Origin of the sequence: Aestuariivirga sp., from assembly GCF_044238155.1 — a bacterium.
In the GTDB taxonomy this organism is placed as follows: domain Bacteria; phylum Pseudomonadota; class Alphaproteobacteria; order Rhizobiales; family Aestuariivirgaceae; genus Aestuariivirga.
The window spans coordinates 1-12844 of record NZ_JBIIDX010000104.1; the positions used below are offsets into that span (position 1 = coordinate 1).

The window sequence follows — 12844 nt, forward strand, 5'->3', positions numbered from 1 at the left end:
AAGGAACGCGCAGAGCATCTGATGCTTCTGGATCTCGGCCGGAACGACGTGGGCAGAGTTTCAGAGATCGGAAGCATCAAGGTTACCGATCAGTTCATCCTTGAGTACTACAGCCAGGTGATGCACATCGTGTCCAATGTTGAGGGCCGGCTCGGCCCCCGCTACGATTCCATCGACGCGCTCGTGGCGGGCTTCCCAGCTGGGACCGTATCCGGAGCGCCCAAGGTTCGGGCGATGGAAATTATCGACGAGTTGGAGAAGAACAAGCGGGGCATCTATGCCGGTTGTGTGGGCTATTTCTCAGCCAGCGGCGAGATGGACACCTGCATCGTTCTGCGCACGGCGATTGTCAAGGATGGCAAGATGTATGTGCAGGCGGGCGCAGGCGTGGTAGCCGACAGCGTGCCCGAAAGCGAGCATCAGGAATGCGTCAACAAAGCCAAGGCTCTATTTCGCGCCGCTGAGGAAGCGGTTCGATTTGCGGGCCGAGGCAGGAGAGCGCAATGATCATCCTGATCGACAACTACGACAGCTTCACCTACAACCTTTATCACTTCCTAGGCGACATTGGTGCTGAGACGATCGTTCACCGCAATGACAAGGTGAGTGTTGGCCAGGTGATTTCTGCCAGACCTGAGGCAATTGTGATCTCGCCTGGTCCGGCGACCCCCAATGAGGCTGGCATATGCCTGGAACTAATCGACAAGGCCTCCGAAACCATACCCGTTTTCGGGGTTTGCCTTGGACTTCAGGCGATCGGGCAGTGCTTCGGTGGCAAGGTGGTGCGGGCACCGCAGCAGATGCACGGCAAGACAAGCGCCATCCACCATAGCGGCAAGGGTGTGTTTTCCGGTCTTCCCCAAGACTTTACAGCCACGCGGTATCACTCCCTCATGGTCGCGCGCGACAGCTTGCCGGACTGCCTCGAGATTACCGCGGAGACGGACGGCCTCATCATGGGCTTGCAGCATAAGAGCCGCAATCTCCATGGCGTTCAGTTTCATCCTGAGAGTATCGCCTCCGAACATGGTCATGCCATATTGAAAAACTTCCTAGCACTCGTGAGATCTCAACCATGACGGATCTAAGGCCACTGATCGCCAAGGCAGCAGCAGCGGAACCGCTGACTCGCGATGAAGCACGGCAAGCCTTCGAGATTATGATGTCCGGAGTTGCCACTCCCGCACAAATCGGTGGCCTCTTGATGGCGCTTAGGGTGCGTGGTGAGACGGTGGACGAAATCACCGGTGCTGTTGAGATCATGCGCGAGAAGATGCTGCGGGTCCCTGCTCCTGCAGACGCCATCGACATTGTCGGGACAGGAGGCGACTCGTCGGGCTCCTACAATATCTCAACCTGTGCCGCATTTATCGCTGCAGGGGCTGGGCTCAAGGTTGCCAAGCATGGCAACCGCGCTTTGTCGTCACGCTCAGGCGCAGCCGACGTGCTGACGGCGTTAGGCGTGAAGATCGACCTCCCACCGGAAAAAATCACCGATTGCATAAATGAAGCGGGGGTCGGTTTCATGTTCGCCCCCGCTCACCATTCATCGATGAAGCACGTGGGCCCTTCACGTGTCGAGCTTGGCACTCGGACGATCTTTAACTTGCTGGGTCCCCTCTCGAATCCTGCCGGCGTGAAGCGTCAGGTGACAGGTGTGTTCTCGAAGCAATGGCTGGACCCGCTGTCCCGCGTGCTGAAGGCCCTCGGAAGCGAGGCATGCTGGATCTGTCATGGCGAAGGTGGCGTAGACGAGATCGTTCCCACCGGAACTACATGGATCGCAGAATTGAAAAATGGACAGATCAGAAACTTCGATATAACCCCGGAGATGGCGGGGCTCAATCGCGCATCTCCCGATCAACTCAACGGCGGTGACGCCGCGTATAACGCAGAAGCGCTTCGTGGAGTTCTGGCGGGTCGCCCCTCGGCCTACCGTGATGCGGCAGTAATGACGGCAGCTGCAGCGCTGCTCGTCGCCGAGCGGAGTTCTGACCTTCGGGAAGCCGTTCAACTGGCGCAGCAAGCTATTGACGGCGGAAACGCAGAGATCGCTCTCAGCAGGCTCGTCAAGGTATCAAACAGCTGATGGCAACAATCCTCGACAAGATTGCAGCTTACAAGCGCGACGAAGTCTCTGCATCCAAGAAGGCAATACCTGTATCCCAGATGCTCGCGAGCGCCAAGGCCGCTTCCCCCACAAGAGGTTTTGAGACGGCACTAATTAAGAAGACTTCTGCCGGTCACTGGGCACTGATTGCCGAAATCAAGAAGGCCAGTCCGTCAAAGGGATTGATCCGGGCAGACTTCGATCCTCCGGCACTTGCGCGCGCGTATGAAGCCGGGGGGGCTGCTTGCCTGTCTGTCCTCACAGACGCCCCTTCTTTCCAGGGATCTCCCGATTTCCTGGCCATGTCCCGCGATGCTTGCGCGCTGCCGGCACTGCGCAAGGACTTCATGCTGGATACCTGGCAAGTGCTCGAGGCCCGTGCCTGGGGCGCCGACTGCATTCTGCTCATCATGGCGATGATTGATGATGAGCGTGCTGCCGATCTTGAGGCAGCCGCGCGTGAATTCGGTCTCGACGTGTTGATTGAGGTACACGACGAGCAGGAACTCGATCGCGCATTGCGGCTTCGTTCACGTCTTATTGGCATCAACAACCGCAACCTGCATACGTTTGAAACCTCGCTTTCCACGACCGAGCGTCTCGCTCCGCTCATTCCCAAGGATCGTTTGGTGATTGGTGAAAGTGGACTTTTCTCGCCGCGCGACCTGGCGCGTCTCGCCGATGTTGGCGTCAGTGCCTTTCTCATTGGGGAAAGTCTAATGCGACAGGAGGATGTGACCGCCGCAACGAAAGCCATTCTGTCAAAGCCATGATGAAGCTGACTCATCTTGATGCCACCGGAAGCGCCAACATGGTCGACGTGTCAGAGAAGACGTCGACGTCACGAACCGCAACGGCACGCGCCAAAGTCGTAATGCGACCGGAAACTCTCGCTCTCATTCTGGAGGGCAAGGCAGCCAAGGGCGATGTTCTGTCCACGGCGCGGATCGCCGGAATCATGGCGGCGAAGAAGACACATGAATTGATACCGCTTTGTCACCCGCTCCTGATCAACAAGGTGAGCGTTGAGCTGGAGCCAGACACGCAGGAGGCATGCATTCACGTTTTGGCAACGGTGAAGGTCGAAGGCAAGACGGGTGTCGAGATGGAAGCGCTGACAGCCTGTTCAGTTGCCTGCCTGACTCTCTATGACATGTGCAAGGCTGTCGATCGGGCAATGCGGATCGCTGATTTGCGGCTTGTTGAGAAGTCAGGCGGCAAATCTGGCCATTTCGTAGCGGAGTAATCCACATGGCGCTCCTACCAGTTGAGGAGGCACGACACCGCATTCTCAAAGGCGTCAAAGCGGTACCGATCGAAATGGTGCGCCTCGACGAGGCCCTGGGGCGGGTCTTGGCCAGACCGGTGACGGCACGACGCAGTCAACCGCCCTTCGCTGCATCAGCCATGGATGGCTACGCGGTTATGTCAGCAGATGTGGCCCAAACGCCCACAATACTGAGGGTGACCGGGCAATCTGCTGCCGGGCATGGCTTTTCCGCGAGGCTGAAGCAAGGCTCCTGCATCCGGATCTTCACGGGTGCGCCGCTTCCAAAGGGTGCGGATGCCGTGGTCATTCAGGAAAATGCGAAGCCGCTATCTGATGGAACGGTGCAGATCCTCCAATCAGCCTCCTCTCACCAGCATGTGCGGGCAGCCGGCCTTGACTTTCGGCGCGGGGAGATTGTCCTCCACCCTGGAACAGTTCTCGGTGCACGTGACATTGGTGTTGCTGCCGCTGCAAACGCCGCGGTCCTGGCCGTCCGGACACGGCCCAGGGTCGCCATCCTTGCGACTGGCGATGAACTGGTGCGACCCGGTGAAAGGCCGAAAGCAGACCAGATCGTGTCTTCAAACAGTCATGCTCTGGCAGCAATGGCCATCAAATTTGGCGCCACGGTTGTGGATCTCGGCATCGTTGGCGATGATTTGCGCGCCACGGAACGAGCGATCGGCCGCGCTTCAAAGGCCGACATTCTGCTAACCACTGGTGGCGCCTCGGTGGGAGATCATGATTTCATGCAGCAGGCGCTGCAAAACAGTGGAGTGAAGATTGACTTCTGGAAAATCGCAATGCGACCAGGAAAACCCTTCATGTATGGCCGTAGAAAAAACCAGCATGTTATTGGATTGCCTGGAAATCCAGTCTCTGCACAGGTTTGCGCGCGGCTCTTTCTGTTGCCGCTGATTGCCACTCTGCTTGGTCAGTCACATATCGATGACGCCATCAGAGCGCGGCTGGGCTCAGCGCTAAAGGCAAATGACAGCCGCCAGGATTATGTTCGAAGCCGGCTTGCCATATCGCAGGATGGACAGCTGGTTGCCACAGCCTTCTCAGCCCAGGATTCCTCAATGCAGCGACAATTTCGGGAGGCCGATGCCCTGATCATTCGACCGCCGCACGCTCCGGCGGCAAAAGAGGGTGACGTCGTGGAGATCTTACGTCTTGAGTTCTGAGCGGTTACAGAAAGTAAACACTTGCAGAACTAAATGAGTACGGCTATCTGTGTTTTGGATTTGTTCCGATTCACGCTCCAAGCTGTGAGGTTTTCTGCCGATGTTGACACGCAAACAACTGGAATTGCTCCTGTTTATCAATGAACGGCTCAAAGAGGAAGGCGTTCCGCCCTCTTTTGAGGAGATGAAGGAAGCGCTCAACCTTCAGTCGAAGTCCGGTGTTCACCGATTGATCGTCGCCCTTGAGGAACGGGGGTTTTTGAGGCGAATGCCGAACCGGGCGCGAGCACTTGAGGTCTTGAAGTTGCCCGACAGCCACTCCCCCAGCCTGGCGCCACGCAAGGCGTCTGGCTTCACACCAAACGTCATACAGGGCAGTCTTGGCCGGGTCAAACCGGTAGCCGCCACGCAGGACGGGGCGCCAAGGGCAGCAGTGTTGCCGCTTATGGGCCGGATCGCAGCTGGCGTGCCGATCTCTGCAATTCAGGATCATTCCGCAAATATCGCGGTTCCTCCGGAGATGCTCACGGGCGGCGAACACTTCGCACTGGAAGTGAAGGGGGACTCGATGATCGAGGCCGGCATCTTTGATGGTGACACCGTGATCATCCGCAAGGGGGACACTGCCCATAATGGCGATATCGTGGTTGCCTTGGTGGATGACGAAGAGGCGACCCTCAAGAGGCTTCGGCGAAAGGGAGACTCGGTCGCTCTCGAGGCAGCAAATCCCATATATGAGACTCGGATCTTTGGACCTGACCGGGTTCGGGTGCAAGGCCGTCTGGTAGGCCTGCTCCGCAAATACTGAGGCCTCTTCCAAGCGGTTGCCATTTGGCCTAAACCACGGTCCATCCTTCACACGGGGAGCTTGCGCAGCGATGATTATTTTTGGAGACATGATCTCCCCTTTCGTGCGCATGGCGGTGGTAACGGGCCATGAGGCCGGACTTGGCGCGAGGATCAAAACGATCGCGGAACCGGTCAAGCCAACCGAAGTAAACGCTCGGCTGGCAAGCCTCTCACCAATCGGCAAGGTTCCGATCCTTGAAACGGATGAGGGCGAAGGACTGTATGATTCCCGCGTGATCATGGAGTATCTTTGCCATGTGGCCGGAAACAGGTCGCTGTTTCCGGCTGAGGCGCCAGGGCGTTTTCGCGTTCTGAAGCTTCTGGCACTTGGCCAGGGGTTAGCAGACTCTGCCGTTGCTTATCGTTACGAAACCGCCAGTCGACCCAAGGGACTGCAATGGAAGGAGTGGATGGCGCGAACGATTACCAGGCTGCAAGCCACCTTCGATGAAATCGAGACCCACTGGATCCATGAGCTCGACCCAGTCAATGCAGGCTCGGTTTCGGTTGGCGTAGCGCTGGCCTACATGGATTTTCGCCTTCCAAACATTGCATGGCGGGACGGTCGCCCCAAACTGGACAGATGGCATGCGACCTTTTCAGATAGGGACAGCATGAAACAGACATCGCTGGCGGGCAGATAGCTGCGGCAAGACGAACCTTGCGTGCTGCCTGCTCCAAGCCCCATGATCAAGCAATGGTTGAATACGATGTGATTGTTGTGGGGGCCGGGCCTGCAGGCCTCGCTGCAGCCTGCCTGATCGCAGCAGATGGCCGGCGCGTGTGTCTCGTGGCCAAACAATCAGGCGATGTCAGCGATCCACGCACGGTGGCCTTGATGATGCCCTCTCTTGGGGTACTCAGCCGGATCGGCTTGTGGCCAGAGGTGTTGAAGTCGCAAACAGAGCCTCTGCGCAGGCTCCGTCTCGTCGATGACACGGGCGCTGCATTGGTCGCACCAACCATTACATTTGACGCTGCAGAACTTGGCGCAGAAGCTTTCGGCTGGAACTTTCCTTTGGGCCTTCTCGTCCCAGCGCTGCTCGCTCGCACCCGGGAGCTAGGGGTCTGCCACGTCAACTCGGACGCAATATCAGCACGATCAGGACCCGACCACGTTACGGTAAAGACCTCGAACGGCATGCTTGTTCAAGCTTCGGTCGTCATCGCTGCGGATGGGAGGGGGTCCCTACTCAGGGAGGCAGCCAGTATCAGAACCAATAGCTGGACCTATGATCAAGCTGCAGTGGTAACGAGTTTTGCCCATTCCGGGCCTCATGACGGGATGTCAACCGAATATCACAAGCGGGCAGGTCCATTTACAACGGTACCCATGCCCGGTTTGCGTTCAGCCCTCGTCTGGATGGAACGGCCTGCGCGCGCCGCGGAATTGATGGCGCTGTCCAACCGGGACCTGGCCACAGAGATCCAGATTGGTACGCACGGCAGTCTCGGCCGCATTGCGGATATAGGACCCCGGCGGCTGTTTCCGATGACTGGCCTCGTCGCGCGATCATTCGCAAAGAACCGCATCGTCCTGATTGGCGAGGCTGCACACGTCGTTCCCCCAATCGGTGCGCAGGGTCTCAACATGTCGTTCCGTGATGCTGCCGATGCTGCTGGACTGATCGCCAGTGCGAACGATCCGGGCGCAGCCTCCCTGCTGGCTGACTATGACGCCATGCGCAGGCGAGACGTCCAGCCCCGACAGCAGGTCATCGACCTGATGAACCGCTCGCTTCTGTCAGGTTTTCTGCCACTGGAGGTCGGGCGTGCCGCAGGATTGACGCTTTTGGCGCAGTTTGGTCCCTTGCGGCGTGCCGCCATGCGTTATGGGCTTGCTGAGGCATCAGGCTACTCGGCAGCTTACCAGCCCTGACGCTTGCCTTCTCAGAGGAACCTTGGCAATCAGCATCCATGCGCAATCCAGGGACAGCAAAATTCGCCATAGGACAGATTGTCCGCCATCGACTGTTTCCATTCCGCGGCGTAATTTTCGACGTGGATCCGGTTTTCAACAACACGGAGGAATGGTGGAACGCAATCCCGGAACACATGCGGCCCCACAAGGACCAGCCATTCTATCACCTGCTGGCCGAAAATGATGAGACCGAGTACGTCGCCTACGTGTCGGAACAGAACCTGCTGGTCGATGAATCCGGCGAACCTGTGCGCCACCCGCAGCTCCGGGAATACTTCGATGGCTACGACTCCAGCAAACGAACCTATCGACCCCGTGGCAGGCCACACCACTGATCTGCCCCTTTTCTTTGAAAGCTGACTGGCCTATTCCAGCTGAATGGGAATCGAAGGGTTCGGGAGGGGCTGGATGACACACACCGCGCGATGGGCGATGCTGGCGGCAGCCCTCGGCCTGTTGCCACTGCTTCAAGGCTGTGAGGACTCTCAGACTCCAACCGCAACTGCACAAGCCCCCCTCCCAGCCGTGAGTGTTGTAGAGGCTGCGCTGCAGGACCTCCGCCCGTCGGTCAGCTTCAGCGCTCGGGTTGAAGCGCTCGAGAAGGTTGAGCTCCGTGCCCGTATCGAGGGGTTTCTGGATAAACAAAACTTTGCGGAAGGTGCCGCTGTAAAGTCAGGTGAGCTTCTATTCATCATTGAGCCGGCCCCCTATCAGGCAGCGGTAGATGCAGCACAGGCTGCTGTTGCAATCGCTCAAGCCCGCTTTGACAGGAGTGAAATCGAACTCAACAGGCAGACAACCCTCGTGAGCAAGGAAGCAGCCGCTCAAACCAAGCTCGATGACGCGCAGGCTGCGCGCGATGAGGCAAAAGGAGCGCTCGACAAGGCAAAAGCCGACCTTGCAAAGGCGAAACTTCAGCTGTCCTATACCGAGATCAAGGCGCCGCTGGATGGGCGCATCGGCAAGTCAAGCCTTTCCGTCGGAAACTACGTCGGACCGAACAGTGGAACACTTGCTACCATCGTGTCGCAGACGCCGATCGGAGTTACGTTCCCCGTAAGCCAGCGCGACATCATAGCTGTCAAGGAGCAAGCAGATTTTGCAGCTGACTTATCTAAACTGACGGTGTATCTCGAACTCGGTAAAGACCGCCGCTATGACGAGACAGGAACGCTCGATTTTGTTGACGTGTCAGTCAACCCAGGCACAGACGCAGTAAATGTGCGAGCTATCTTCCCCAATCCGAAAGCACTTCTGACGGACGGTCAGTTGGTAACCGCCATCGTCCAATCAGCCACAGCGCAGCCGACTATCGTCATACCTACGCAGGCCCTGCAGGTCGATCAACAGGGCACCTATGTTCTCACAGTCGACAAGGAAGACAAAATCGCTGTGACACGAGTAACCCCAGGTGCTGAAACGGAACAAGGCATTGCGATTTCGAAGGGTCTTGTGACCGGAGACCGCGTGGTCGTCGAAGGCATTCAAAAAGTACGTCCGGGACAAGTCGTCAGCGTGACCGTCGTATCTCAAGGCTCCTGACACATGATTTCTGGCCTTTTCATCAGTCGGCCCCGGCTTGCAGTTGTAATATCCCTCGTCATAACGATTGCAGGACTGATAGCGATGCAGGTTATACCTGTGGCGCAGTTCCCGAACATCGTCCCGCCGCAAGTCTCGGTAACTGCCAGTTATGCGGGTGCCAGCGCTGAGGTTGTGCAGTCAACCGTTGCCCAGCCCATCGAATCTCGGGTCGTGGGTGTGGACAATATGCTCTACATGAAATCAACCAGTGGCAACGATGGGAGCTATACTCTTACCATTACTTTTGCTGTTGGCACAGATCCGGACATCAACACGGTCAATGTCCAAAATCGCGTAAAGCTAGCAGAACCGCAACTGCCGCAGGATGTGCGTTCGCAGGGCGTGAACGTGATGAAGAAATCCTCGGCAATCCTGCAGTTGATTGCATTCACATCCACAGCGGATTCGCACGACCAATTGTTTCTCTCAAATTACGTGAGCATAAACCTTCTCGATCGCCTGAAGCGGGTGAGGGGTGTAGGCGACGTGTCTCTCCTGACACCTACTGACTACAGCATGCGTGTATGGGTCCAGCCGCAGAGATTGACCGATTACGGTCTCACCCCGTCCGACATCATCAATGCACTCAAGCGCCAGAACGTGCAGGCCGCCGTCGGCCGCATAGGCGCACAACCCGCACTTCCGGATCAGGCCTATCAGCTCGCCATCACAACAATGGGGCGCCTGTCGACTGTGCAGGAGTTCGAAGATGTCGTGATAAGAGCGACCGAGGGTGGATCCTTCGTTCGCTTAAAGGATGTCGCCCGAGTTGAACTTGGCGCACGATCGCTGGAAACGCGCGGCCGATACGGCGGATCACCTGCTGCCGTGATTGGTATTTATCAAGCTCCGGGCGGCAATGCGATCGCCAGTGCCGATGCCGTGCGACAAATATTGGAAAATGCGCGGGACAGCTTTCCCGAGGGCATGACCTATCAGATCAACTACGACACCACTCAGTTTGTTGAGGAAAGCATCCACGAGGTCGCCAAGACTCTCCTGGAGGCCTTCATACTCGTCGTGATCGTGGTCTTCCTGTTCTTGGGATCAGCCCGCGCTACGCTCATTCCTCTCATAGCGGTACCGGTTTCCCTGATCGGCACCTTTGCAGTGATGCTCGCACTCGGTTTTTCGGCCAATACTGTTTCTCTTCTCGCTCTGGTTCTCGCAATCGGTATCGTCGTCGACGATGCTATCGTCGTCGTCGAAGCCGTCGAGGCCAAAATGGAAGAACATCCTGACTGGTCGCCGGCCGAAGCTGCTCGTCAGGCCATGAGCGAAATCACAGCACCAATCATTGCCATTACGCTGGTTCTGATGTCCGTGTTCGTGCCAGTTGCGTTCATTCCTGGTATTTCAGGGCAACTTTATCAGCAGTTTGCGGTCGTTGTGACCGTATCCATGATCATTTCAGCAATCAATGCCCTCACACTGTCACCCGCGCTCTGCGCCGTGCTGCTCAAACAAGGCCACGGCAGGAAGCGCTTCCCCATTCGCCAGATCATGGCGGGCATTGACCTGGCGCGAGACGGTTATGCTGCGGTCGTGAAGCGGCTGGTTCGGGTCAGCTTCGTTGGGATTCTTGCGCTGGCAGTGATCTTCCCTGTCACGGGCTGGTTATTCAAAACAACTCCAAGCGGATTTCTTCCCGCTGAGGATCAGGGCGCCATCTTCGCAGAAGTGGCGGTCCCAGAGGGCTCATCCGTCAACGTGACAGCAGAAGTAGCCAGGCAGGTATCGGAACTCGCTCAGTCAGAAGCGGGCGTGGCAGGCGTCATGAGCGTGGTGGGCTACAGCATGCTTGACGGGCAGGTAAAGTCCAACGCCGCACTCATGGCTCTTACGCTGAAGCCCTTCGACCAGAGATCCACACCGGACCTGTCTGCGAGGGCTATCATCGCGAGGTTGAACGCACTGGGCGCAAGCATCAGGGGCGCCAATGTAATCTTCTACAACCTACCGCCAATCATAGGCTTGGGAACAGGAAGCGGCTTCGAGTTTCAACTCCAAGACAAGGGCGGCCAGGGTCCGGTGGCGCTTGCACAGGCTGCGCGGGGGCTGGTCTTTGCCGCCAATCAGGACCCTCATCTCTCACGCGTTTTTACTACCTTTTCGGCAAACACACCTCAGCTCTTCCTGGAGATTGATCGCGACAAGGTGCAAACCTTGGGCGTAGACCTTTCTGATCTCTTTACTACGCTCCAGGCGATACTCGGTGGTGCGTATGTCAATGACTTCAATTTGTTCGGCCGCACATGGCAGGTCATGGTGCAAGGCGAGGCCGCCGACCGAGCGCGAATTGATGATATCTATCAGATCTCGGTCCGAAACCGCAAAGGCGAGATGGTCTCACTCAAAGCACTTGTAGATGCGCGTCTGATCCTTGGTCCTCAGTCTATCTCACGGTTCAACAACACTCTGAGCGCAACAATCAACGGAAACCCTGCTCCAGGCCATAGTTCCGGCGAAGCAATCGTCGCCATGCAAAATGTAGCGGCAGCAACGCTGCCCGCAGGCTACGGTTACGAGTGGACAGGCACAGCACTTCAGGAAATCGAGGCTGGCGGCAAGACAACCATGATCCTCGCCTTGGCTGTACTTTTTGCCTATCTCTTCCTCGTCGGCCTTTATGAAAGCTGGACCATCCCCATCGCCGTCTTGCTCTCTGTCTCGGCGGGAATCATGGGCTCCATGTTGGCACTCAACTTGGCCGGTCTGGCCAATAATCTCTATGCCCAGATCGGACTTGTTGTGTTGATCGCCCTGGCCGCTAAGAATGGCATCCTCATTGTCGAGTTTGCAATGGAGGCTAGACGCAAAGGTCTGACGATAACGGAGGCTGCCGTCGAAGGCGCTCGCGAAAGGTTCCGGGCTGTCATGATGACCAGCTTCGCCTTCATTGCCGGACTCGTACCCCTTGTGCTTGCCGAGGGTGCCGGCATGATGAGCCGTCGTGGTGTAGGCACCGCGGTGTTTGGCGGTATGCTGTCCGCCGCCATATTGGGTATTTTCCTGATACCTCTTCTTTACGTCATCTTCCAATGGGCGCGCGAGAAAATTCGCTCACCAAAAACCTCCCAGATCACTCAACAGTAACTGACTTCGCCAGATTTCGCGGTTGATCCACGTCCGTTCCCATGAATATGGCAGCGTGGTAGGCGAGCAACTGAACTGGTATCGCATAGAGCAATGGGCTCATGAACGAAAGAGCCCGCGGCACCCTGATGGTGTGGAATGATTTCTTCTCGTGATCTTTGAGGCCGCGATCATCGGTGAGCAATACGATCTTGCCTCCGCGTGCAGCAACTTCCTCCATGTTTGAAATCGTCTTCTCATAGAGTTCGTCGTGAGGGGCGATGACGATCACCGGTACATTTTCATCGATGAGCGCGATTGGACCATGCTTCAACTCGCCTGCGGCATAGCCTTCCGCGTGTATGTAGGATATCTCCTTCAGCTTTAGCGCACCCTCCAGCGCCATTGGATAGTTCAAACCTCGTCCCAGGAAAAGCACGTCCCGGTAGCCGGCTACCATCCTGGCAATCTCGCTTATATGTTTCTCATCCTTCAGAATTTCTGTCATCTGGCGCGGCACCTTGATGAGTGCGCCGACCAATTCTTGTTCACGCGCACCATCTATAGTGCGACGTTGTTTTCCAGCCAAAATCGCAAGACAAACAAGGGCTGTGAGCTGGCAAGTAAAGGCCTTCGTTGATGCGACCCCAATCTCAGGTCCCGCAAACGTACGCATCACGAATTCGCTTTCTCGCGCGATGGTAGACTCCGGAACATTGACTAGGGCAATCGTGCGCTGACGCAGTAACTTGCAGTAGCGTAGCGCTGCCAGTGTATCGGCCGTCTCGCCCGACTGCGACACCACGATGGCAAGACCGTTTTCCGGCAAAGGAGCTTCGCGATAACGG

13 protein-coding genes are annotated in these 12844 nt (G+C 57.0%); 12 read left to right on the plus strand and 1 reads right to left on the minus strand.

Features of this window, described 5'->3' with window-relative positions:
- The 12 genes from ACILRN_RS11465 to ACILRN_RS11520 all read left to right on the plus strand — a co-directional run.
- Positions 1 to 507, plus strand: a 507-nt coding sequence (locus ACILRN_RS11465) for an anthranilate synthase component I family protein (RefSeq protein ID WP_395688414.1), incomplete at its 5' end; no start/stop codon positions are given.
- The gene (locus ACILRN_RS11470; protein WP_395688416.1) at positions 504 to 1079 is read left to right on the plus strand and encodes an anthranilate synthase component II; all 576 of its coding nucleotides are present in this window, start codon (positions 504 to 506) and stop codon (positions 1077 to 1079) included. The genes ACILRN_RS11465 and ACILRN_RS11470, both read left to right, overlap by 4 nt.
- Entirely contained in the window at positions 1076 to 2089 is a 1014-nt protein-coding gene (trpD, locus tag ACILRN_RS11475; protein ID WP_395688418.1) for an anthranilate phosphoribosyltransferase, read from the plus strand. Before ACILRN_RS11470 ends, trpD begins: the two co-directional genes overlap by 4 nt.
- On the plus strand, positions 2089 to 2883 hold the full coding sequence (gene trpC / locus ACILRN_RS11480; protein WP_395688420.1) for an indole-3-glycerol phosphate synthase TrpC: 795 nt from the start codon (positions 2089 to 2091) through the stop codon (positions 2881 to 2883). Before trpD ends, trpC begins: the two co-directional genes overlap by 1 nt.
- Positions 2880 to 3356: a cyclic pyranopterin monophosphate synthase MoaC gene (gene moaC, locus ACILRN_RS11485; protein ID WP_395688422.1), complete on the plus strand. Its 477-nt coding sequence runs from the start codon at positions 2880 to 2882 to the stop codon at positions 3354 to 3356. The genes trpC and moaC overlap by 4 nt, the downstream gene beginning before the upstream one ends.
- Before the next feature lie 5 nt (positions 3357 to 3361).
- Positions 3362 to 4567, plus strand: coding sequence for a gephyrin-like molybdotransferase Glp (gene glp / locus ACILRN_RS11490; protein ID WP_395688424.1), 1206 nt, complete (start codon positions 3362 to 3364; stop codon positions 4565 to 4567).
- Positions 4568 to 4667: 100 nt separating this feature from the next.
- On the plus strand, positions 4668 to 5375 hold the full coding sequence (gene lexA / locus ACILRN_RS11495) for a transcriptional repressor LexA (RefSeq protein ID WP_395688426.1): 708 nt from the start codon (positions 4668 to 4670) through the stop codon (positions 5373 to 5375).
- Positions 5376 to 5463: 88 nt separating this feature from the next.
- Complete coding sequence (locus ACILRN_RS11500) at positions 5464 to 6060, plus strand: glutathione S-transferase family protein (RefSeq protein WP_395688427.1); 597 nt, start codon at positions 5464 to 5466, stop codon at positions 6058 to 6060.
- Between the two features lie 53 nt (positions 6061 to 6113).
- Positions 6114 to 7295 carry an FAD-dependent monooxygenase gene (locus tag ACILRN_RS11505; protein ID WP_395688429.1) on the plus strand — a complete coding sequence of 394 codons (1182 nt, stop codon included), beginning with the start codon at positions 6114 to 6116 and terminating at the stop codon, positions 7293 to 7295.
- 38 nt (positions 7296 to 7333) lie between these two features.
- On the plus strand, positions 7334 to 7672 hold the full coding sequence (gene hspQ / locus ACILRN_RS11510) for a heat shock protein HspQ (RefSeq protein ID WP_395688432.1): 339 nt from the start codon (positions 7334 to 7336) through the stop codon (positions 7670 to 7672).
- A 73-nt stretch (positions 7673 to 7745) separates the two neighbouring features.
- Positions 7746 to 8879, plus strand: coding sequence for an efflux RND transporter periplasmic adaptor subunit (locus ACILRN_RS11515; RefSeq protein WP_395688433.1), 1134 nt, complete (start codon positions 7746 to 7748; stop codon positions 8877 to 8879).
- A gap of 3 nt (positions 8880 to 8882) precedes the next feature.
- Positions 8883 to 12017, plus strand: a complete 3135-nt coding sequence (locus ACILRN_RS11520) for an efflux RND transporter permease subunit (protein WP_395688435.1) — start codon at positions 8883 to 8885, stop codon at positions 12015 to 12017.
- Here ACILRN_RS11520 and ACILRN_RS11525 read toward each other — a convergent pair.
- Positions 12004 to 12844, minus strand: an 841-nt coding sequence (locus ACILRN_RS11525; protein WP_395688436.1) for an isomerizing glutamine--fructose-6-phosphate transaminase, incomplete at its 5' end; no start/stop codon positions are given. The two genes, ACILRN_RS11520 and ACILRN_RS11525, sit on opposite strands and share 14 nt — an antisense overlap.

What these genes read in the sequence shown, in the direction of transcription:
- ACILRN_RS11470 (WP_395688416.1), top strand. Translation starts at nt 504, where the DNA reads ATGATCATCCTGATCGACAACTACGACAGCTTCACCTACAACCTTTAT.
- trpD (WP_395688418.1), top strand. Translation starts at nt 1,076, where the DNA reads ATGACGGATCTAAGGCCACTGATCGCCAAGGCAGCAGCAGCGGAACCG.
- trpC (WP_395688420.1), top strand. Translation starts at nt 2,089, where the DNA reads ATGGCAACAATCCTCGACAAGATTGCAGCTTACAAGCGCGACGAAGTC.
- moaC (WP_395688422.1), top strand. Translation starts at nt 2,880, where the DNA reads ATGATGAAGCTGACTCATCTTGATGCCACCGGAAGCGCCAACATGGTC.
- glp (WP_395688424.1), top strand. Translation starts at nt 3,362, where the DNA reads ATGGCGCTCCTACCAGTTGAGGAGGCACGACACCGCATTCTCAAAGGC.
- lexA (WP_395688426.1), top strand. Translation starts at nt 4,668, where the DNA reads ATGTTGACACGCAAACAACTGGAATTGCTCCTGTTTATCAATGAACGG.
- ACILRN_RS11500 (WP_395688427.1), top strand. Translation starts at nt 5,464, where the DNA reads ATGATCTCCCCTTTCGTGCGCATGGCGGTGGTAACGGGCCATGAGGCC.
- ACILRN_RS11505 (WP_395688429.1), top strand. Translation starts at nt 6,114, where the DNA reads ATGGTTGAATACGATGTGATTGTTGTGGGGGCCGGGCCTGCAGGCCTC.
- hspQ (WP_395688432.1), top strand. Translation starts at nt 7,334, where the DNA reads ATGCGCAATCCAGGGACAGCAAAATTCGCCATAGGACAGATTGTCCGC.
- ACILRN_RS11515 (WP_395688433.1), top strand. Translation starts at nt 7,746, where the DNA reads ATGACACACACCGCGCGATGGGCGATGCTGGCGGCAGCCCTCGGCCTG.
- ACILRN_RS11520 (WP_395688435.1), top strand. Translation starts at nt 8,883, where the DNA reads ATGATTTCTGGCCTTTTCATCAGTCGGCCCCGGCTTGCAGTTGTAATA.